This is a genomic window from Caenimonas terrae (assembly GCF_042655405.1).
GTDB classification, from domain to species: Bacteria; Pseudomonadota; Gammaproteobacteria; order Burkholderiales; family Burkholderiaceae_C; genus Ramlibacter; species Ramlibacter terrae_A.
This window is the reverse complement of the sequence record NZ_JBHSMF010000005.1, coordinates 201,794-220,224: the sequence shown is the minus strand read 5'-3', so window position 1 is coordinate 220,224 and position 18,431 is coordinate 201,794. Positions and strand designations below refer to the sequence as shown.

The 18,431-nt window shown below is 69.6% G+C and carries 18 protein-coding genes and 1 pseudogene; 12 read left to right on the top strand and 7 right to left on the bottom strand.

The window, feature by feature from the left end; translation table 11 throughout:
- Nucleotides 1-347: 347 nt before the first annotated feature.
- Nucleotides 348-2,612, bottom strand: a complete 2,265-nt coding sequence (locus ACFPOE_RS06885; RefSeq protein ID WP_376849270.1) for a xanthine dehydrogenase family protein molybdopterin-binding subunit — start codon at nucleotides 2,610-2,612, stop codon at nucleotides 348-350.
- Nucleotides 2,609-3,097, bottom strand: a complete 489-nt coding sequence (locus ACFPOE_RS06880; RefSeq protein WP_376849269.1) for a (2Fe-2S)-binding protein — start codon at nucleotides 3,095-3,097, stop codon at nucleotides 2,609-2,611. The genes ACFPOE_RS06885 and ACFPOE_RS06880 overlap by 4 nt, the downstream gene beginning before the upstream one ends.
- A gap of 99 nt (nucleotides 3,098-3,196) precedes the next feature.
- On the opposite strand from ACFPOE_RS06880, the gene ACFPOE_RS06875 reads away from it, so the two are divergent.
- Nucleotides 3,197-5,080, top strand: a complete 1,884-nt coding sequence (locus ACFPOE_RS06875; protein WP_376849268.1) for an ATP-binding cassette domain-containing protein — start codon at nucleotides 3,197-3,199, stop codon at nucleotides 5,078-5,080.
- 84 nt (nucleotides 5,081-5,164) lie between these two features.
- Nucleotides 5,165-6,883, top strand: coding sequence for a phospholipase D family protein (locus ACFPOE_RS06870; RefSeq protein ID WP_376849267.1), 1,719 nt, complete (start codon nucleotides 5,165-5,167; stop codon nucleotides 6,881-6,883).
- Between the two features lie 3 nt (nucleotides 6,884-6,886).
- On the opposite strand, the gene ACFPOE_RS06865 is transcribed toward ACFPOE_RS06870, so the two are convergent.
- Complete coding sequence (locus ACFPOE_RS06865) at nucleotides 6,887-8,293, bottom strand: aminotransferase-like domain-containing protein (protein WP_376849266.1); 1,407 nt, start codon at nucleotides 8,291-8,293, stop codon at nucleotides 6,887-6,889.
- A 133-nt stretch (nucleotides 8,294-8,426) separates the two neighbouring features.
- Here ACFPOE_RS06865 and ACFPOE_RS06860 point away from each other — a divergent pair, with 133 nt between their 5' ends.
- From ACFPOE_RS06860 to ACFPOE_RS06815, 10 genes and pseudogenes are all read left to right on the top strand, one after another.
- Entirely contained in the window at nucleotides 8,427-9,041 is a 615-nt protein-coding gene (locus tag ACFPOE_RS06860) for a LysE family translocator (RefSeq protein ID WP_376849265.1), read from the top strand.
- Nucleotides 9,038-9,934, top strand: a complete 897-nt coding sequence (locus ACFPOE_RS06855) for a DMT family transporter (protein WP_376849264.1) — start codon at nucleotides 9,038-9,040, stop codon at nucleotides 9,932-9,934. The genes ACFPOE_RS06860 and ACFPOE_RS06855 overlap by 4 nt, the downstream gene beginning before the upstream one ends.
- A gap of 27 nt (nucleotides 9,935-9,961) precedes the next feature.
- On the top strand, nucleotides 9,962-11,185 hold the full coding sequence (locus ACFPOE_RS06850; protein WP_376849263.1) for an aminotransferase-like domain-containing protein: 1,224 nt from the start codon (nucleotides 9,962-9,964) through the stop codon (nucleotides 11,183-11,185).
- A 2-nt stretch (nucleotides 11,186-11,187) separates the two neighbouring features.
- Nucleotides 11,188-11,808 (top strand): glutathione S-transferase family protein, encoded by a 621-nt coding sequence (locus ACFPOE_RS06845; RefSeq protein WP_376849262.1) that lies wholly within the window; start codon nucleotides 11,188-11,190, stop codon nucleotides 11,806-11,808.
- A 40-nt stretch (nucleotides 11,809-11,848) separates the two neighbouring features.
- The gene (locus ACFPOE_RS06840; RefSeq protein ID WP_376849279.1) at nucleotides 11,849-12,697 is read left to right on the top strand and encodes a PhzF family phenazine biosynthesis protein; all 849 of its coding nucleotides are present in this window, start codon (nucleotides 11,849-11,851) and stop codon (nucleotides 12,695-12,697) included.
- Nucleotides 12,694-13,374 carry a VOC family protein gene (locus ACFPOE_RS06835; protein ID WP_376849261.1) on the top strand — a complete coding sequence of 227 codons (681 nt, stop codon included), beginning with the start codon at nucleotides 12,694-12,696 and terminating at the stop codon, nucleotides 13,372-13,374. The genes ACFPOE_RS06840 and ACFPOE_RS06835 overlap by 4 nt, the downstream gene beginning before the upstream one ends.
- Nucleotides 13,375-14,351: pseudogene (locus ACFPOE_RS06830) on the top strand (threonine dehydratase). It abuts the gene before it with no gap.
- A 98-nt stretch (nucleotides 14,352-14,449) separates the two neighbouring features.
- Nucleotides 14,450-15,121, top strand: coding sequence for a histidine phosphatase family protein (locus ACFPOE_RS06825; RefSeq protein ID WP_376849260.1), 672 nt, complete (start codon nucleotides 14,450-14,452; stop codon nucleotides 15,119-15,121).
- A gap of 25 nt (nucleotides 15,122-15,146) precedes the next feature.
- Nucleotides 15,147-15,494: a thioredoxin domain-containing protein gene (locus tag ACFPOE_RS06820; RefSeq protein WP_376849259.1), complete on the top strand. Its 348-nt coding sequence runs from the start codon at nucleotides 15,147-15,149 to the stop codon at nucleotides 15,492-15,494.
- 137 nt (nucleotides 15,495-15,631) lie between these two features.
- Complete coding sequence (locus tag ACFPOE_RS06815) at nucleotides 15,632-15,919, top strand: KGG domain-containing protein (RefSeq protein ID WP_376849258.1); 288 nt, start codon at nucleotides 15,632-15,634, stop codon at nucleotides 15,917-15,919.
- Nucleotides 15,920-15,927: 8 nt separating this feature from the next.
- On the opposite strand, the gene ACFPOE_RS06810 is transcribed toward ACFPOE_RS06815, so the two are convergent.
- The 4 genes from ACFPOE_RS06810 to ACFPOE_RS06795 all read right to left on the bottom strand — a co-directional run bounded on the left by ACFPOE_RS06810 (nucleotide 15,928) and on the right by ACFPOE_RS06795 (nucleotide 18,408).
- Nucleotides 15,928-16,983, bottom strand: a complete 1,056-nt coding sequence (locus tag ACFPOE_RS06810; protein WP_376849257.1) for an RNA methyltransferase — start codon at nucleotides 16,981-16,983, stop codon at nucleotides 15,928-15,930.
- A 90-nt stretch (nucleotides 16,984-17,073) separates the two neighbouring features.
- Nucleotides 17,074-17,541: a nuclear transport factor 2 family protein gene (locus ACFPOE_RS06805; protein WP_376849256.1), complete on the bottom strand. Its 468-nt coding sequence runs from the start codon at nucleotides 17,539-17,541 to the stop codon at nucleotides 17,074-17,076.
- Nucleotides 17,542-17,635: 94 nt separating this feature from the next.
- Nucleotides 17,636-17,857, bottom strand: a complete 222-nt coding sequence (locus tag ACFPOE_RS06800) for a hypothetical protein (protein ID WP_376849255.1) — start codon at nucleotides 17,855-17,857, stop codon at nucleotides 17,636-17,638.
- Nucleotides 17,858-17,967: 110 nt separating this feature from the next.
- On the bottom strand, nucleotides 17,968-18,408 hold the full coding sequence (locus ACFPOE_RS06795) for a CBS domain-containing protein (RefSeq protein ID WP_376849254.1): 441 nt from the start codon (nucleotides 18,406-18,408) through the stop codon (nucleotides 17,968-17,970).
- Between the last annotated feature and the right edge of the window lie 23 nt (nucleotides 18,409-18,431).

The window sequence follows — 18,431 nt, the reverse complement described above, 5'->3', positions numbered from 1 at the left end:
CACCAACGTCTTACCGTCTTGCCTCGCCCGCTTAGCTGCGATCAGCTGAGCCTTGAATTATCTGCTTTTTTTCAAACCCCTGTCAAGCAATGGGGCTTTATCTGTCTGCGTCTTGCGGTTGGCTCCTACAGGATGTTCCTGTGAAAACCGACTGCCCGGCGTTTTCAGCGCAGCCTCAAATTATATACCGAACTTGGAGCCCGGTCCAGATTTTGAGGTCTGCTTACTCTGCTGTTCACCGCACCTTGCGGGTGTTGCACCTTGCAGTGCCTGGGTTCAGCCGAGCCTGCGATTATGGCACGCTTTTCGGGCGCTTCCAACTGTTGGGCTGATCAGGGATGTAACGGCTACACAACCAGCGGCAGCGACCGCAGCCGCTTGCCCGTGAGGGCGAACAGCGCGTTCGCCACTGCCGGCGCCAGTGGCGGCACCCCCGGTTCACCCACGCCGCCAGGCGGGCGCTGGCTGGCTACCAGCCAGGTGTCGACCACCGGCGCATCCGCCAGCTTCACAAGCGGATAGCTCGGGAAGTTTCCCTGCTGCACCACCCCCGCCTGGATGTCGATCCGGCCGTGCAACGCGGCGCTCAGCGCGAAGACCACCGAACTCTCCATCTGCTGCGCCACGATCGCGGGATTGATGACGGTGCCGCAATCCAGCGCGCAGGTCACGCGGTGGACCCGTGGCAGGCCGCCCTGAAGGGACACCTCGGCCACCTGGGCCACGATCGTGCCGAACGATTCGTGCAGCGCCACGCCCCGCGCACGCCCGGGCAGCGCCTTGCTGCCCCATCCCGATTTGTCGGCAGCCAGCGCCAGTACGGCCCGGAACCTCGGCAGGCGCGCCAGCTGCGCCAGGCGGAACTCCACCGGATCCTGGCCCGCGGCCAGCGCCAGTTCGTCGATGAAGCTCTCTGAAAAGAACGCATTGTGCGAATGCCCGACCGAGCGCCAGAAGCCTACCGGCACCTCCATGCGCGTCGCGACGTGCTCCATCTTCTGGTTGGCGAAGCCATATGGCAGGTCGAACAGCCCCTCGGCGGTGGTCTTGTCGGGCATGTCCAGCGGGCCGGACAACGCCGGCAGCGCCCGCGCCAGCCAGCGCGGCTGGATTGCATCGCCCGCGGACTTGATCCGCAGGCTGCTCACCCGCCCGTCCTTGTCCAGGGAGCCGCGCAGCAGCGCCACCTGCATCGGACGATAGAAGTCGTGGGCCTGGTCCTCCTCCCGGGGCCACACCAGTTGCACCGGGACGCCGCCGCAATCCATCGCCACCCGGACCGCCTGCGCCACGTAGTCCACCTCCAGCCGGCGCCCGAACCCGCCGCCCAGCAGCGTGACATGCACCGTGACGGCTTCGGGCGCGACACCCGCGATGCGCGCCGCGATCGCGCTGGCCATCTGCGGCACCTGGGTCGGCACCCAGATCTCGACCTTTCCGCCCCGAACCTGCGCCGTGCAGTTCATCGGCTCCATGGTGGCGTGCGCCAGGTAGGGCGCGCGATACCAGGCCTCGACTTGCCGGCCTGCCGCTTCCGCCGCGTCCACGTCGCCGCGCTCATGGAATACGTGCCCGCTCTGCGCCCGCACGGCCGCCTCAAGGCCCGCCTCGATGCGGCGCGTGTCCAGCCCGCCGCCTGGGCGCTGCTGCCATTCGACATCGACGGCCAGCGCCGCCTGCCGCGCATGCCAGGTCGTCTTGCCGACGATGGCGATGCCCGCCGTGGAGCCGGCATACGCGGGAAGCATCACGATCCGGTCGATTCCCGGCATGGCCAGCGCGGCGCGCGAGTCGACGTGGCCGGGGGCGCCCCCCAGCATCGGACACAGCCGCACCACGGCGTAGCGCATCCCCGGCAGCCGGACATCGAGGCCGAACCGCGCCGACCCGTTCACCTTGGAGGGGATGTCGATGCGCGCCGCCGGTTCGCCGATGACCCGGAACTCCTTGTGCTCCTTCAGCCGCACCGTGCCCGAGGGCGTGGCCGCCGCGAAACGGGCGAGCTGGCCGTAACTGGCGCTCTTGCCGGACGGATGGGAGACCACGCCATCGCGCACCGAAAGCTCCTCCACCGGCAGCCGCCACTGCAGCGACGCCGCTCCGAGCAGGCGCGCGCGCGCAGTGGCCGCCGCAAGGCGAACGACGTCCCAGGCATCGGCCACGCTCGACGATCCGCCGGTCGCGTTGATCCCCAGTTCCCGTGCCACCTTGCCCACCAGCCAGCGGCTGGCCTTGACGCGCCCGTACCCATCATCCGCCTCGACCTCCTGCGGATGGAACGGCAAGCCGGCCACCAGCATCGCGACGTTGCCGTAGATCGCGTCCGCGCCAGCCTGCTCGATCCGGACGGAACCGAGCGGAACGTCGAGTTCCTCGGCCGCCAGCATCGGCAACGCCGTATGCACGCCTTGCCCCATCTCGCTGCGCGGCATCGCCAGGATCACGCTGCCGTCGGTGGCGACCTTGATCCAGCCGTTGAGCGCCGCGACACCCTCTCCGTCAAGCATCAGCCGCGCCGCTCCCAGGCGCGAGCGCGCCGGCATCACCGCCCAGCCGACCACCAGCGCTCCGGCGCCTCCCATGGCGCTGAGCAGGAGCGCCCTGCGCCTCATGCCTGGACCTTGGCTGACGGCGGGGTGACGGGTGCAGGACGGGTGCCGGCGGCCCGGTGGATCGCAGCGCGCACGCGCTGGTAGGTGCCGCAGCGGCACAGGTTGCTGATCGCCCCGTCGATGTCGGCGTCGGTCGGCCTGGGCTTTTTCTCCAGCAGGGCAGCCGCGGCCATCAGCATGCCGCTCTGGCAGTAACCGCATTGGGGAACCTGTTCGGCGATCCACGCCGTTTGCAGGGGATGCGGCTTGCCGGCCGCGCCCAGCGCCTCGATGGTCTGGATCTTCCTTCCCTGCAGGCCCGACACCGGCGCCATGCAGGAGCGCACCGGCTGGCCGTCCACGCGGACCGTGCAGGCGCCGCAGGCCCCGATGCCGCAGCCGTACTTGGTCCCCGTCAGCTCCAGCACGTCACGCAGCAGCCACAGCAAAGGCATGGCCGGATCGGCATCGACGCGCACGGGCTTGCCGTTGATCTGCAACTCCAAAGAGCCTCCTGCTGGTTCTGGTCTCGAACCACTATAGCCAGCCTCATCCGGACCGGATAGGCATGCGTTGCAACGGCGCACCGGATAATCGCAGGCTCAATGGCACTAATCACACTTCTTGACGCGCAGCTCGCTTTTGGCCACGTGGCCTTGCTCGACCATGCAGATTTCTCACTGGAAGCCGGCGAACGCGTCGGCCTGATCGGACGCAACGGCGCAGGCAAATCGTCGATGCTCAAGATCCTGGCGGGGATGGAAAAACCCGACGACGGCGTGCTGCAGGTCCAGACCGGCGTGCAGATCGCTTATGTGGCCCAGGAGCCGGTGCTCGATCAGGACGCCACCGTCTTCCAGGCAGCCTGCGCCGGCGTCGCCAACGTCATCAAGTGGATCGAGCAGTATTCGCATGGCGAGGGCGACCTGCACGAGCTGCAAAGCGCGATCGAGCACCAGGACGGCTGGAACTGGGAGCAGCGGGTCGAGGAAACGCTGCACCGCCTGCACCTGGACAAGGATGCCGTGATCTCCACCCTGTCGGGCGGCACGAAGAAGCGGGTCGCGCTGGCGCAGGCGTTGGTCAGCCGGCCCGACGTGCTGCTGCTGGACGAACCGACCAACCATCTTGACCTGGACTCGATCGAATGGCTGGAAGACCTGCTGATCGACTTCAAGGGCAGCGTCGTCACGATCACCCACGACCGCGCCTTCCTGGACCGGGTGGCCACGCGGATCGTCGAACTCGATCGCGGCCACCTGCTCACCTATCCGGGCAACTTCAGCCAGTACCAGGTGCTCAAGGAGGAACAGGCGGCGCAGGAGGCGGTGATCAGCGCCAGGGCGGACAAGCTGCTGGCCCAGGAAGAAATCTGGATCCGCAAGGGCGTGGAAGCGCGCCGCACTCGCGCCGTCGCCCGGATCGAACGGCTCAATGTGCTGCGCGCGCAGCGCACCGCACGGCGCGAGGCGCTGGGCAGCGTCAAGCTGGACGTCGCCTCCGGCCAGAGCAGCGGCAAGATCGTCGCCGAGCTGACCGAGGTGAGCAAATCCTTCGGCGACAAGGTCATCGTGCGCAACTTCAGCGCCACCATCCTGCGCGGCGACAAGGTGGGACTGATCGGGCCCAACGGCGCCGGCAAGACCACGCTGCTCAAGCTGATCCTGGGCGAGCTCGCGCCCGACAGCGGCAAGGTGCGCCAGGGCGCCAACCTGCAGGTCGCCTACTTCGACCAGATGCGCAACGCGCTGGACCTGAATGCGACGCTGGAAGACTTCATCAGCCCCGGCAGCGAATGGATCGAGATCGGCAACCAGCGCAAGCACGTCAAGAGCTACCTTGGCGACTTCCTGTTCTCGCCGGCGCGGGCCAACTCGCCGGTGCGCTCGCTGTCAGGCGGCGAGCGCAACCGCCTGCTGCTGGCCCGCCTGTTCGCCCGGCCGGCCAACGTGCTGGTGCTCGACGAGCCGACCAACGATCTGGACATCGACACGCTGGAACTGCTGGAAGACCTGCTGCAGAACTACGACGGCACCGTGTTCCTGGTCAGCCACGACCGGACCTTCCTGGACAACGTGGTCACCAGCACCATCGCCTTCGAGGGCGACGGCAAGTGGCGCGAGTACGAAGGCGGCGTGCAGGACTGGCTGGTGCAGTCGCGCCGCTCGCGCGAATTCGCCCAGGCCCAGGAAACGGCTGCCGCCAGGAGCGCACCCAAGCAAGTGGCGGGCAAGGCCACCGAGCCTGTTGCCGCACCGGCGGCACCGAAGAAAAAGCTCAGTTTCAAGGAACAGCGCGAACTGCAGGCCCTGCCGGCGCTGATTGAATCGCTGGAACAGGAACAGGCCGCCATCGCCGGCGAACTGGCCGATGGCAGCCTGTACGCGCGCGATCCGGAGCGCGCCAGCGAACTGGGGGCGCGCAACGCGAAGATCGAGGAAGAACTGCTGGAAGCGCTGGAGCGCTGGGAGCGGCTGGGCGCTTCCTGAGCAGTTGTCCTGCATTTCTTGACGAAGGCGGCTGACTCGGCAGGCGTGCGGCACTGCCCGGCCGCAAGTACATTCGTTGCACCCATGCTGCAACCCCGCCCCTCCGCCGCCCTTTCCTCTCCTGGCCGTGGCTGGCTTGCACTGCTGCGCATCGTCGCGATGGCGATGCTCGCCGCGTGGGCGGCCGGCTGTGCCAACCTGCCCACCAATGTCGCCCGGCCCGTCTCGCACGCCCTCGAAGCGCCGGACGACACCGCGCTGGGCCGCCTGGTCCAGCAACGACGGGCCCAGGCCACGGCGCGCAGCGATTCCGGCTTCCGGCTCCTGGACAGCGTCGACATGGCCTTCACCAGCCGGCTCGCCCTGATCGAGAATGCGCAGCGCACGCTGGACCTGCAGTACTACGCCATCCACGCCGACGGCAGCACCGAGCAGCTGCTCGAGCGCATCCGCGCGGCCGCGGCCCGTGGCGTGCGGGTGCGGATCCTGCTGGACGACTTCAACAGCGTCGGCGCCGATGCGCAGGTGCTGCGGCTGGCCTTCCTGAACAACGTCGAACTGCGCCTGTACAACCCGCTGCCCGGATCGCGCCGCTCGCTGGTCGGGCGCATCTTCACCTCGCTGGCCGACTTCGGCCAGGTGCAGAAGCGGATGCACAACAAGCTGTTCATCGCCGACAACGCCTGGGGCATCGCCGGGGGCCGCAATCTCGGCGACGCCTATTTCGGCCGCGGCGAGGACAGCAACTTCGTCGACCTCGACGTGCTGGCGGCTGGCCGCATCGTGCGCGACATGTCCGCGAGTTTCGACACCTACTGGAACAACGAGCTGGCCTTTCCGGTCGAATCGTTGCTGGACAAGAAGGACCTGGACCGTCTGCGCACGCCGCTGAATGCCGCCAGCGCGCCGGACGTCTCGCAAACGCCGCAAGCGACGCAACCGGCGCGAGTGACGGCCACCGTGACCCACACCGCTTCCGTGCTGCCGGACGTCACGACCACCGGCGTGCAAAGCCGCGCCCTGGACCTGCAGCAGGTCGCGCTGACCTGGGCGCCGTCGGCCCTGATGGTCGACAAGCCGGGCAAGGTCGGCCCGGGCGACGACGAGGTCGATGCCGGCGACACGCTGATCGACGGCCTGCTGGCCCTGATGGGCCAGGCCAAGACCGACCTGCTGATCGTCTCGCCCTACTTCGTCCCCGGCCAGCCGATGATGAAGGTGTTCGCCGACCTGCGCCAGCGCGGCGTGCGCATCCGCGTGCTCACCAATTCGCTGGCATCCAACGACGCCCCGGCCGCCCACGCCGGCTATGCGCGCTACCGCAAGCAGCTGCTGGCCCTGGGCGTGGAACTGTACGAGATGCGGGCCGAGCAGGAAGGCTCGGCCGGCGGCCTCGGCTCCGGCATCAACGCCCACGCCTCCAAATCGGCGTTCGGGTCCGGCGGCGGGGTCGGCGGCTCCAAGGCCAGCACCGGCCGCGCCAGCCTGCACAGCAAGGCAGTCATCATCGACGCCCGGCTGGCGGTGATCGGCTCGATGAACCTGGACCTGCGCTCGCAGCTGAAGAACAGCGAGGTCGCGCTCGTCATCCGCAGCCCCGCGTTGTCGCGCGATTCGATCCGGCTGGTGGAAAACAGCCTGGCCAAGGGCGCCTACCGGCTCGAATGGACCAATGGCGCGCTGCACTGGCGCGCGCCTGCCGGCGCGCCGTTCAAGGACGCGGACAGCGAACCCGAAGCCAGCACCAAGCTCAAGCTGCTGGTGAACGTGCTGGGCCCGCTGGCGCCCGACGAGATGCTCTGAGCCTCACATCCGGCGCACCAGCTCGCCGTACTTCTTCCAGAACACCGCGTCCTGGGTGGTCGCGAAATTGATGCGCATCAGCGTGCCGGGCGTGCGGCCGGCGTGGAACAGCGATCCCGGCGCCAGCAGGTAGCCCTCGTCGAGCATGCGCTGGGCCAGCGCATCGGTATCGACGCCGGTATCCACCCATCCGAACAATCCCGCCGGCTCGGCCGCGAAGCGGCAACCGGCGTTCAGCGCCAGCTTCACGCTGCGGCTGCGCGCGGCCGCCAGCCACGTCTTGATGCGCTCGGCATGGCGCCGCAGCTGGCCCTGCTCGATGCAAAGCGCCAGCGCCTTCTCCAGCAGGGCCGGCGTGGTCAGCGTCTGCAGCAGCTTGGTGTCCAGCAGCGGCTCGATCAGCGAGGGATGGGCGGCCAGGAAGCCGACCCGCCAGTTGGGGGCCAGGATCTTGGCGAAGCCGCCGACGTGGATGGTGCGCTGCAGGCCGTCCAGCGCGCACATGCGGGTGGCGTGCTCCGGCGCGATGTGGCTGTAGGTGTCGTCCTCGACGATATGGAAGTTGTGGCGGTTGGCCAGCTGCAGCACGCGGTGCGCGCTGCCCGGCGACAGGCAGTAGCCGGTGGGGTTGTGGAACACGCTGACGCTGACGAACAGCTTGGGCTGGTGCTGCTCGCAATAGCGCGCCATCACCTCCAGGTCGGGCCCGTCAGCATGGCGCGGCACCGGCAGGATCCGCATGCCCAGGGCCGCCAGCCGGGCGAACTCCACTGCCCAGCCGGGCTCTTCCACCATGACCGGGTCGCCCGGACGCAGCAGGGTGCGGCTGACGATGTCCAGCGCGTGCGTCGCTCCGACGGTGGTGATGATGTGCTCGGGCGCCGCGTGCACCGACAAGGCCGCCAGCCGCTTGGACAGCGCGCGGCGCAGCCCGCCGTCGCCCAGCGGCTCGCCGTACTGCAACGAGAACTCCTGCAGCGCCCGGGAGGACGTGACCTTGCGCACCGCCGCCGGCATGAAGGTCGACTCCAGCCACTCCGGCGGAAACACGCCCATGCCCGGCTGCGGCTTGTCGCTGACCTTGTGGAACATGCCGCGGATCAGCGCGGTGGCGTCGATCGGCCGCCGTGCCTCGGCCGCTGCCGGCGGGCGCCGGCCCGTGTCTGCCACCCGGGCCGGCGCCAGTTCCCGCACGAAGAAGCCGCGGTTCTTGCGCGCCTCCACCAGCCCCTGCGCCAGCAACTGGTCGTAGGCGGCAACCACGGTGGACGGGCTCACCTGCTGCTCCTGCGCGCACTGGCGCACCGAGGGCAGGCGCGCGCCGGGCGCCAGCAGCCGGGTGCGGATGCGTTCGGCGAAGCGCGAGGACAATTGCCCGGTCAGCGATTCGGTCGAGCCCTTGAGCAGCATGGAGGTGTTCCTGTATTGGCGGGCCAGGCAGTACAGAATAGCAACTGCGCTGCCGCACTGTACTGGTCGTGTACTGGCAGCGAGATTACATTGAACTTCATGCCCTGCCAACCCCATCGCCCCGGCCGCTTCGATGAGCGCCGCTGAACTCACCGCCCTGCTGTTGTTCTGCACGGCGATGAGTTTCTCGCCCGGCCCGAACACGACGCTGTCCACCGCACTGGCCGCCAACCACGGCCTGCGGCGCGCCCTGCGTTTCTGTTTCGCGGTGCCGGCCGGCTGGGCGCTGCTGATGCTGGCCAGCGGGCTGGGCCTGGGCGCGCTCGTGACCGGCGCGCCGATGCTGCGCTGGGGCGTCAAGCTGGCCGGCGCCGGCTACATGGTGTGGCTGGCGTGGAAGCTGGCGCGGACCGACCGGCTGGCGCCGGTGGACCACGCCATGCTGAACGTCGGCTTCCTGCAGGGCGTGGGATTGCAGTTCCTCAACATCAAGGCCTGGATGCTGGCCCTCACGCTGACCGCCGGCTGGGTGGTGAACGCGGCCGGCCGGCCCTCGACCAACCCCGGCCAGCGCCTGGCGATCATCTGCGGCGTGATGCTGCCGTTCGCGTTCGCCAGCAACTTCAGCTATGCCCTGCTCGGCTCGCTGCTGCGGCAATGGCTGGCGCAGGGCCACCGGCTGCGCTGGTTCAACCGCGTGCTGGCGCTGGTGCTGCTGGCGACCGCCGGCTGGATGCTCGCCGTATGAAGGCCGACGAAATCAAGGGCCTGTGGCTCGGCGCGCTGGGCGTCGTCATCTTCGCGCTGACGCTGCCGATGACGCGGCTGGCAGTGGGCACGCCGGACGCGCCGCAGATGTCCGGTCCCTTCATCGCGCTGGGCCGCGCGGTGGTCGCCGCCGGCCTGTCGGCCTTGTTCCTGCTGGCGACCCGCGCACCCTGGCCGGCGCGCCGCGACTGGGCGCCGCTGGCGCTCACGGCTGGCGGCGTGGTGTTCGGCTTTCCCCTGCTGACGTCGATCGCGATGCGCCACGTGGAAGCGGTGCACGCCAGCGTGATCGTCGGCGTGCTGCCGCTGGCCACCGCTGCCGTGGGCGCGTGGTTGCACCGGCAGCGCCCGTCCGCCGGATTCTGGGCCTGCGCGCTGGTCGGCAGCGCCCTGGTGGTGGCATTCGCGGTGCTGCGCTCGGGCAGCGCGGGCTTGTCGATCCAGCCGGCCGATGCGCTGCTGCTGGCGGCAATGGGCTGCGCCGCCATCGGCTACGGCTACGGGGCACGCCTGTCGCAGCACATGCGGGCCGAGCACGTGATCTGCTGGGCGCTGGTGCTGGCCCTGCCGCTGACCCTGCCCTGGGCCTGGGCCAGCCGTCCGCACGCGGTGCTCGCGGCCAGCGCCTGGTGGGCCTTTGGCTATGTCGCCGTGTTCTCGATGTGGCTGGGCTTTTTCGCCTGGTACCGCGGGCTGGCGCTGGGCGGAACGGTGCGCGTCAGCCAGGTGCAACTGCTGCAGCCCTTCCTCGGCATGCTGTTCGCGGTACCCCTGCTCGGCGAACGGCTCGACGCGCTGACGCTGGGCTTTGCCGTCGCCGTGATCGCCACCGTCTTCATCGGGAAGAAAATGCCGGTGCGGGCCGTTGCCTGAACAACCAACCAAAGCGGAAAGAACGAGATGAAACTGAACGACCTGCAGCAGACGCCCTGGACGCTGGCACGGCGCGCCGAGAAGATGAACCCGTCGGTGATCCGGGAAATCCTCAAGGTGACCGAGCGCCCCGGCATCATCAGCTTCGCCGGCGGCCTGCCCTCGCCCAAGACCTTTCCGGTGCAGGCCTTCCGCGAAGCCTGCGACAAGGTGCTGCGCGACGACGGGCCGGGCGCGCTGCAATACGCCGCCAGCGAAGGCTACGGGCCGCTGCGCGAGATGGTGGCGGCCGCCCTGCCCTGGCAGGTCGACCCGGCCCAGGTCCTGATCACCACCGGCTCGCAGCAGGGCCTGGACCTGGTGGCCAAGATCCTGATCGATGCCGGCTCGCGCATCCTGGTGGAGACACCGACCTACCTGGGCGCGCTGCAGGCCTTCATGCCGATGGAGCCGCAGGTGGTGAGCGTGGACAGCGACGACGAGGGCGTGCGCGTCGGCGACCTGGCAGCCAAGGCCGGCAGCGGCACCGACCGGGCCCGCTTCCTCTACGTCCTGCCCAACTTCCAGAACCCGACCGGCCGCACCATGAGCGAGGGGCGCCGCGCCGATCTCTCGCAACTGGCGGCGCAGGCGGGGCTGCCGCTGGTGGAGGACAACCCCTACGGCGACCTGTGGTTCGACCAGCCGCCGCCGCTGCCGCTGACGGCCCGCCACCCGGACGGCTGCATCTACCTGGGCTCGTTCTCCAAGGTGCTGGCCCCGGGCCTGCGGCTGGGCTTCCTGGTGGCGCCGCCGGCGATCTACCCCAAGCTGTTGCAGGCCAAGCAGGCCGCCGACCTGCACAGCCCCAGCTTCAACCAGCGCATGGTGGCCGAGGTGATGAAGGACGGCTTCCTGGAGCGGCATGTGCCGACCATCCGCGCGCTCTACAAATCGCAGCGCGACGCGATGCTGGCCGCGCTCGGGCGCGAGATGGCCGGCCTGGACGTGCAATGGAACACGCCGGCCGGCGGCATGTTCCTGTGGGCCCGGCTGCCCCGGGGGGTCGACGCGATCGAATTGCTGCCGCGCGCCGTCGACAAGGGCGTGGCCTTCGTGCCGGGCGCCGCCTTCTTCGCCGGCCAGCCGGATGCGCGCACCGTCCGCCTGTCCTTCGTCACCGCCAGCGTCGCCCAGATCGACACCGGCATCGCGGCGCTGGCTGCCGCGATTCGCGAGACACCGGGCCTTCGCGCCGGCACCAGGGGCTGAGCATGCTCAGCATCTGGGGCCGCATCTCCTCGATCAACGTGCGCAAGGTGGTCTACGCCGCGCAGGAGCTGGGACTGGCGTTCCAGCGCATCGACGCCGGCAGCGAATTCGGCATCGTCCGCACGCCCGACTACCTGGCGCGCAACCCGAACGCGCTGGTGCCGCTGCTGGAGGACGGCGAGGTGCAGCTCTGGGAATCGAACGTGATCGTGCGCTACCTGTGCGCCCGGCATTCGCCCGGCGCGCTCTATCCGCTCGACCTCGCCCAGCGTTTCGACGCCGAGCGCTGGATGGACTGGCAGCAGACCACGCTCAATCCGGCCGGCCGCCCGGCCTTCGTCCAGTGGTTCCGCACGCCGGCCGACAAGCGCAACATGGCGGCGATCGCCGAATCGACCGCGGCGACCGAAGGCCTGCTGGCGCTGCTGGATGCGCACCTGGCGCGCCAGCCCTTCATGGCCGGCGAGCGCATGACGATGGCCGACATCCCGATCGCCTGCGAGGTGCACCGCTGGCACGCCCTGCCGCAGGCGCGGCCCGCACACCCGAACCTGGATCGCTGGTACAACACGTTGAGGAGCAGGCCGGCCGCGCGCGGCGTGTTCGATTTCCCACTGACCTGAAAGACCGAGACCCTCGATGCCAGCAGTTTCCCCCGTTCCCATGCGCGAGCGCCCGTTCAAGCAGGTCGATGTCTTTACCGAGACGCCTTACCGCGGCAATCCGCTGGCCGTCGTGCTCGATGGCAGCGGCCTGGACGACGCTGCGATGCAGCGCTTCGCCCGCTGGACCAACCTGTCGGAAACGACCTTCCTGCTGCCGCCGACGCAGGCCGAAGCCGATTACCGGGTGCGGATCTTCACGCCGGGCGGAGAACTGCCCTTTGCCGGCCATCCGACCCTGGGCAGCTGCCATGCCTGGCTGGAGGCCGGCGGCGCCCCCAGGTCCGCCGGCGTCGTGGTGCAGGAGTGCAAGGTGGGCCTGGTGCGCATCCGGCGCGCCGCGCCGCGGCTGGCGTTCGCCGCGCCGCCGCTCAAGCTCGGCGCAGCCAGCCCCGGCCTGCTGGCCAAGGTCGCGGATGCGCTGGGGCTCGGGCAGCAGCACATCGTCGCCGCGCAGATGCTGGACAACGGGCCGGTCTGGCTCGGCCTGCTGCTGGACTCGCCGCAGACCGTGCTGCGGCTGCAACCGGACCACGGCACCCTCAAGGCGCTGGGACAGAAGGTCGGTGTTTCCGCGCGCTATCCGAACCCCGATGCGGGCGCACCGTCGCTGGAGGTGCGTGCCTTCGCCGCACCGATCGGCATCGAGGAAGACCCCGTCACCGGCAGCCTCAATGCCAGCCTGGCGCACTGGCTGATCGCGCAGGGGCACATGCCGGCCGCCTACGTGGCGGCCCAGGGCGGCTGCATCGAGCGCAGCGGGCGGGTTCACATCGAGCAGGATGCTTCGCAACAGATCTGGGTCGGCGGCGAGTCCGTCACCTGCATCGACGGGCAGGTGCGCCTGTGAGCACGTTCACCGGCATCGACCACCTGGTGGTGGCGGCGGATTCGCTGCAGCAGGGCATCGCCTGGTGCGAGTCCACGCTGTTCGTGACGCCGGGGCCCGGCGGCGAACACCCGCTGATGGGGACCCACAACCTGCTGCTGAAGATCGAGACGGCGCAATTCGCCCGCGCCTACCTGGAGATCATCGCGATCGATCCGCAGGCGGCCGACCCGCGCCGCAAGCGCTGGTTCGACCTGGACGACGCGCAACTGCGCGCCGCAGTGAAGGAGGAGCCGCGCCTGGTCCATTTCGTGGCCAGCTGCGAGCGCGCGGCGGTGGCCAGCAGCGCGCTCGACGCCCTGGGCATCGACCGCGGGCCGCAGCTGGCGGCCCAGCGCGAGACCGCCCGCGGCCCGCTAAAGTGGAAGATCAGCGTGCGCGACGACGGGCAGCGCCTGTTCTACGGCTGCCTGCCGACGCTGATCGAATGGGCCGGCGCCCATCCGGCCGAGATGCTGCCGGACTCGGGGCTGAAGCTGCTGTCGCTGACCGCCACCCACCCGCGGCCGGACGACCTCTTCACGGCCTACCGCGCGATCCACCTGGAGGGGGTCGGGATCGAGGCCGGCCCGCCCAACCTGTCGGCCCGGCTGATGACGCCGCTGGGCGAAGTGACGATCGACTCCCGGGGACTCTAGATGTTCAGCAACGACCAGGTCCACAGCGCGATGCAGACGGTCCACGCCGTCATGCCGCCGACGCCGCAATACGCGTGGCCGCTGCTGCGCGAGCGGCTCGGCTTCACGACCTGGGTCAAGCACGAGAACCACACCCCCACCGGCGCCTTCAAGGTGCGCGGCGGCCTGACCTACTTCGAGGCCCTGCGGCGCCGGCAGCCGCAGGTGGCCGGCGTGGTCAGCGCCACCCGCGGCAACCACGGCCAGTCCGTCGGCCTGGCCGCCCGCCGCTACGGGCTGGCGGCGACCATCGTCGTGCCGCGGGGCAACTCCACCGAGAAGAACGCGGCGATGCGCGCGCTGGGCGTCACGCTGCTGGAACACGGCGACGACTCCAGGCGGCGCGCGAGTTCGCCATCGCGCTGGCGGCCGAGCGCGACCTGCACATGGTGCCCTCGTTCCACAGCGAGCTGATCCGCGGCGTGATGACCGGCTGGGTGGAGTTCTTCCACAGCTTTGCCGGCGGCGAGGCGCCGCAGGTCCTGTTCGTGCCGATCGGCCAGGGCTCGGGCTTCTGCGCGGCGGCGGCCGCCCGCGCCTTCACCGGTGCGCGCACCAAGCTGGTCGGCGTCGTATCGGCCCATGCGACGACCTACCTCGACTCGTTTCGCCAGCGCAAGGTGGTGGAGGCGCCGGTGAGCACCTTGCTGGCCGACGGCATGGCCTGCCGCATCGCCGACCAGCAGGCGCTGGACATCGTGCTGGCGCAGGCCGAGGACGTCGTGGCCGTCAGCGACGAGGAAGTGGCGCATGCCATGCGCGTGCTGTTCGCCGACACCCACAACGTCGCCGAAGGCGCGGGCGCCGCCGGCCTGGCCGCCGCGATGCAGCAGCGCGAGCGCTGGCAGGGCCGGTCGGTGGGCGTCGCGCTGTCGGGCGGCAACGTCGACAGCGAACTGTTCGCCCGCGTCCTGGGCGGGCAAGCGGCTGCAAAGTGATGGCAGCGCCGGATCGTCGCTGAGGTTGCCGCAGCTGGGGCCTTGTCCCGTCCCCCGCGTGACTGGGCCCGGCGCGCGCTTGGCCCGAGAATCGCAGCATGGGAACGCTTTATCTGGTGCGGCACGGCCAGGCCTCGTTCGGGGCCGACGACTACGACAAGCTCAGCGCGCTCGGCCACCGGCAGAGCGTGCGGCTGGGCGAGTACTTCGCGCAGAAGGGCATCCGCTTCGACGCCGTGCTGGCCGGGACACTGCGCCGCCACCTCGAGACCCTGGCCGGCATCCGCGAAGGCATGCAGCATGAGGGCGAGCACCTGCCCTGGGAGGGGCTGAACGAATACGACAGCGAAGCCGTGATCGCCACCGTGCATCCGGACAAGCTGCAAAGGCCCACCTCGCCCGAGATGTACCGCGCGCACTTCCGCCTGTTGCGCGAGGGGCTGGCGAAATGGATGGCCGGCATGGTCGCGCCGCAGGGCATGCCCAGCTACCGCGAGTTCGTCGACGGTGTGGCCGGCGCGCTGGACCACGTCAGGGCCAGGCACCACGGCGGCAACGTGCTGATCGTCTCCAGCGGCGGGCCGATCGCCACCGCCGTCGGCCAGGTACTCGGCACCGGCAGCGAGACGGTGATCGAGCTGAACCTGCGGATCCGCAACACCTCCATCACTGAATTCGCCTTCACGCCCAAGCGCCACATGCTGGTCAGCTACAACGCGATCCCGCACCTGGAACACCCGGACTACGCCAGCTGGGTCACGTATTCTTGAGGCCTTGCGTGCAAGGGGAACAGGCGTGACTGGCGACGATGACAAGCGATGGGTGTTCGGGCTCTGCGCCGACTGGTGCGGCGTCTGCAAGGAGTGGCGCGCGGCGTTCGACGCGGCGGCCGCCAGCCATCGGCTGGACCGCTTCGCGTGGGTCGACATCGAGGACGAGGACGACCTGGTCGGCGACGTCGACATCGAGACCTTTCCCACCCTCTTGGTGGGACGGGGCGCGCGGGTCCTGTTCTTCGGCCCGATCCTGCCGGCACCCGACCTGCTGGCCCGCCTGCTCGCCAGTCTGGACGGCTCGGGCAGTTCCTCCGCGCCGCCGGAAGCGGCTGCGCTGTTGCAACGGCTTGTTTCGGCGCAGTTGTAACTCGGCAAGGTCTCGTCCTACAGTCGCCTTCCCCCCAGCCTTACTTTGAGTGCCACCCGGCAGAGCCGTAATGGTTCCATGGCGGTGGTTACTGCCGTCATGTCCTTTTTTCAGGCAACCTTTGTAGGAGATACCAGATGCAATCCAACGACCAAGCTGGCAACCCGGTCAAGCGCAGCTCCAGCCGCGGCTTCGCTTCCATGGATCCGCAACGCCAGCGCGAGATCGCCAGCGAAGGCGGCCGCGCCGCCCACGAGCGCGGCACCGCCCATGAGTTCACATCGGAAGAGGCCCGCGAGGCCGGCCGCAAGGGCGGCCAGGCGCGTGCGGAGAACCGCTCGGCCCGCCAGCGCGCTTCGGCCATGCCGTCCACGGAAAGCGCCAGCGATTCGGGCAGCAACCGCGGCAACGCCAGCGACCGCTGATCAGCGCTTCATGACGCTGCGGGCTGCGACGCCCGCACCACGATGACCCGCTGCGGCGGCGGTTCCGGCGCCAGGGCCCTGGCGCGCAACTGTCCGCAGCCGCCCTCCACGTCCTGGCCCGCGGACTGCCGCAGCTTGGTCAGGACGCCCTGGCGGTGCAGCGTCCGGGCGATTTCGGCAGCCCGTTCCCAGGTCGGCCGCTCGAACGCGAGTCCGTCCACATGGTTGTACGGAATCATGTTCATGACCGCGTACTTGCCCTTGAGCAGGCGGACGATGCCGTCGATTTCGTCGGCGCCGTCGTTGATGCCCGCCAGCAGGGTCCATTGGTACTGCACCGGATAGCCGGTCGCGCGCGCATAGCGTTCGCCGGCGTCGACCAGTTCCTGCGGGTCGATGCGCGGCGCGCGCGGCAGCAGCCTGGCCCGCAGCTGCGGTTTGGTGGTGTGCAGGGACAAGGCCAACGCCGGCTTGACGCGCCCTTGCGGCAGTCGCTCGAACACCCGCGGATCGCCGACGGTGGAGAACACCAGGCTCTTGTGGCCGATGTTGCCCACCGTGCCCAGCAGGTCGATCGCCTCCATCACGTTGTCCAGGTTATGGGCCGGTTCGCCCATGCCCATGAACACGACTTTCTTGACGACCCGCCGGGTGCGCGCCAGCGCCACCTGCGCGACGATTTCGGCGCTGCCGACCTGGCGGATCAGGCCCTCGCGTCCGGTCATGCAGAACACGCAGCCGACCGCGCAGCCCACCTGCGAGGAGACGCATAGGCCGCCGCGCGGGAGCAGCACGCTCTCGACGGTCTGGCCGTCGGCCAGTTCCACCAGCAGCCGCTCCGAGCCGTCTTCCCCCGGATGGGCGGAGCGCAGCCGGGCCAGGTTGTCCAGGTCAAGCTGCAGTTGCGGCAGGCCGGCGCGCAGCGCAGCGGGCAGGAAATCCTCGGGCCTGCGCCGCCCGCCGTCCTGCGGCAGCGCCTGCGACCACAGCCGCAGCACCCGCTGCTCGTGCTGCGGGCGGGCGCCCAGGGCACGCAGGCGTTGGCGGAGGATGTCGATGCGCATGCACCGAGCTTAGCGCCCTCCGCAGGTCTTGTACGGCAGGAACCTGCCCGAGAGCAGCCCCTGGCCGCGGTCGCCCCTGGGGTCGGCGGCTCAGAGCCCGAGCGCGTTCAGGCCCGGATAGTCGTCCGGCCGCCGGCCCAGCGGCCAGAAGAACTTGCGGTCGTCGCCGGTGATCGGCAGGTCGTTGATGCTGGCGTAGCGCCGCTGCATCAGCCCCTCGTTGTTGAATTCCCAGTTCTCATTGCCGTAGCTGCGGAACCACTGGCCCGAGTCGTCGTGCCACTCGTACGCGAAGCGCACCGCGATCCGGTGGCCGGTGAAGGCCCATAGCTCCTTGATCAGGCGGTACTCGATCTCGCGGTTCCACTTGCGCTCCAGGAAGCGCCGGACTTCCTCGCGTCCCACCGGAAACTCGGCCCGGTTGCGCCAGCGCGTGTCCTCGGTGTAGACCTGGACCACGCGGGCCGGGTCGCGGCTGTTCCAGGCGTCCTCGGCCATCCGCACCTTCTGGGCGGCGGTCTCGATCGTGAACGGCGGCAGCGGCGGTCGGGTTTCCATCGGGCATCCTTGGCGCCGTGGGCGCTGCCCCAGTGTGCCAAAAAAAGAAAAGGCGGCAAATGCCGCCTGCCGCCTACCGCCCGGGGACCGCCAGCTACCACTCGCCGGACTGGCGCACCCGCTGGTCGAGGTCGACGCTGTCGTCGCGCGGCAGCGGGGCCGCAACGGCCTCGGCCGGGGCCGCCGGCTGCACCGGCAGGGCCGGCTGGATCGCGCCGCGCTGCGGCCGCCCGAAGGCCAGCCGTCGCAGGATGTCGACCGGCACCACCGTGCGCGGCGTCGCGTCGTTCGGGAGGGTGGCGGCAAACATGCGCATGGCGGTTCCTTTCTGGTTCCCAGTGTAGGCAGCGCCGTGTGAAATCTCTGTGAAGCAACACACAAGTCCGCGAATAAACCAGGACCATGCGGCCTCGCCGCAACAGTGGACTAGGCCTTGCGATCGGGCGCCGTCTGCGCCGAGATGTCGCCCAGCGACTGCGCCACGCCGGCCTTGTCGGCACTGTCCTTGGCGGCGATGTCGCCGAGGCTCACGATGCCCACCAGCTTGCGCTTGTCGTCGACCACCGGCATCCGGCGGATCTGGGCCTGGGCCATGGCAGCCAGCACCTGTTCCACCGACTGGCCCTCGGTGGCGCAGTGCACCTCGCGGCTCATCACCTCGGACAGCTTGGTGCTGCCATCGAGCGAACGGGCCACGGCCCGCAGGACGATGTCGCGATCGGTCACCATGCCGACCAGCTTGTCGCCGTCGCACACCGGAATCGCGCCGACATCGAGGTGCTCCATGGCCTGGGCCGCCATCATGACGGTGTCGGAAGGGGCAAGGGTCCGCACGCCGCGGGTCATGAACTGGGAAACGATCGTCATTGGGGAACTCCAGGTGGGGGGCA

Bases quoted from the DNA above. Each gene is read 5' to 3' on its own strand.
- ACFPOE_RS06870 (WP_376849267.1), top strand. From the start codon at position 5,165: ATGCTGCAACCCCGCCCCTCCGCCGCCCTTTCCTCTCCTGGCCGTGGC.
- ACFPOE_RS06840 (WP_376849279.1), top strand. From the start codon at position 11,849: ATGCGCGAGCGCCCGTTCAAGCAGGTCGATGTCTTTACCGAGACGCCT.
- ACFPOE_RS06845 (WP_376849262.1), top strand. From the start codon at position 11,188: ATGCTCAGCATCTGGGGCCGCATCTCCTCGATCAACGTGCGCAAGGTG.
- ACFPOE_RS06815 (WP_376849258.1), top strand. From the start codon at position 15,632: ATGCAATCCAACGACCAAGCTGGCAACCCGGTCAAGCGCAGCTCCAGC.
- ACFPOE_RS06810 (WP_376849257.1), bottom strand. From the start codon at position 16,983: ATGCGCATCGACATCCTCCGCCAACGCCTGCGTGCCCTGGGCGCCCGC.
- ACFPOE_RS06875 (WP_376849268.1), top strand. From the start codon at position 3,197: ATGGCACTAATCACACTTCTTGACGCGCAGCTCGCTTTTGGCCACGTG.
- ACFPOE_RS06850 (WP_376849263.1), top strand. From the start codon at position 9,962: ATGAAACTGAACGACCTGCAGCAGACGCCCTGGACGCTGGCACGGCGC.
- ACFPOE_RS06825 (WP_376849260.1), top strand. From the start codon at position 14,450: ATGGGAACGCTTTATCTGGTGCGGCACGGCCAGGCCTCGTTCGGGGCC.
- ACFPOE_RS06855 (WP_376849264.1), top strand. From the start codon at position 9,038: ATGAAGGCCGACGAAATCAAGGGCCTGTGGCTCGGCGCGCTGGGCGTC.
- ACFPOE_RS06800 (WP_376849255.1), bottom strand. From the start codon at position 17,857: ATGCGCATGTTTGCCGCCACCCTCCCGAACGACGCGACGCCGCGCACG.
- ACFPOE_RS06865 (WP_376849266.1), bottom strand. From the start codon at position 8,293: ATGCTGCTCAAGGGCTCGACCGAATCGCTGACCGGGCAATTGTCCTCG.
- ACFPOE_RS06805 (WP_376849256.1), bottom strand. From the start codon at position 17,541: ATGGAAACCCGACCGCCGCTGCCGCCGTTCACGATCGAGACCGCCGCC.
- ACFPOE_RS06795 (WP_376849254.1), bottom strand. From the start codon at position 18,408: ATGACGATCGTTTCCCAGTTCATGACCCGCGGCGTGCGGACCCTTGCC.
- ACFPOE_RS06860 (WP_376849265.1), top strand. From the start codon at position 8,427: ATGAGCGCCGCTGAACTCACCGCCCTGCTGTTGTTCTGCACGGCGATG.
- ACFPOE_RS06885 (WP_376849270.1), bottom strand. From the start codon at position 2,612: ATGAGGCGCAGGGCGCTCCTGCTCAGCGCCATGGGAGGCGCCGGAGCG.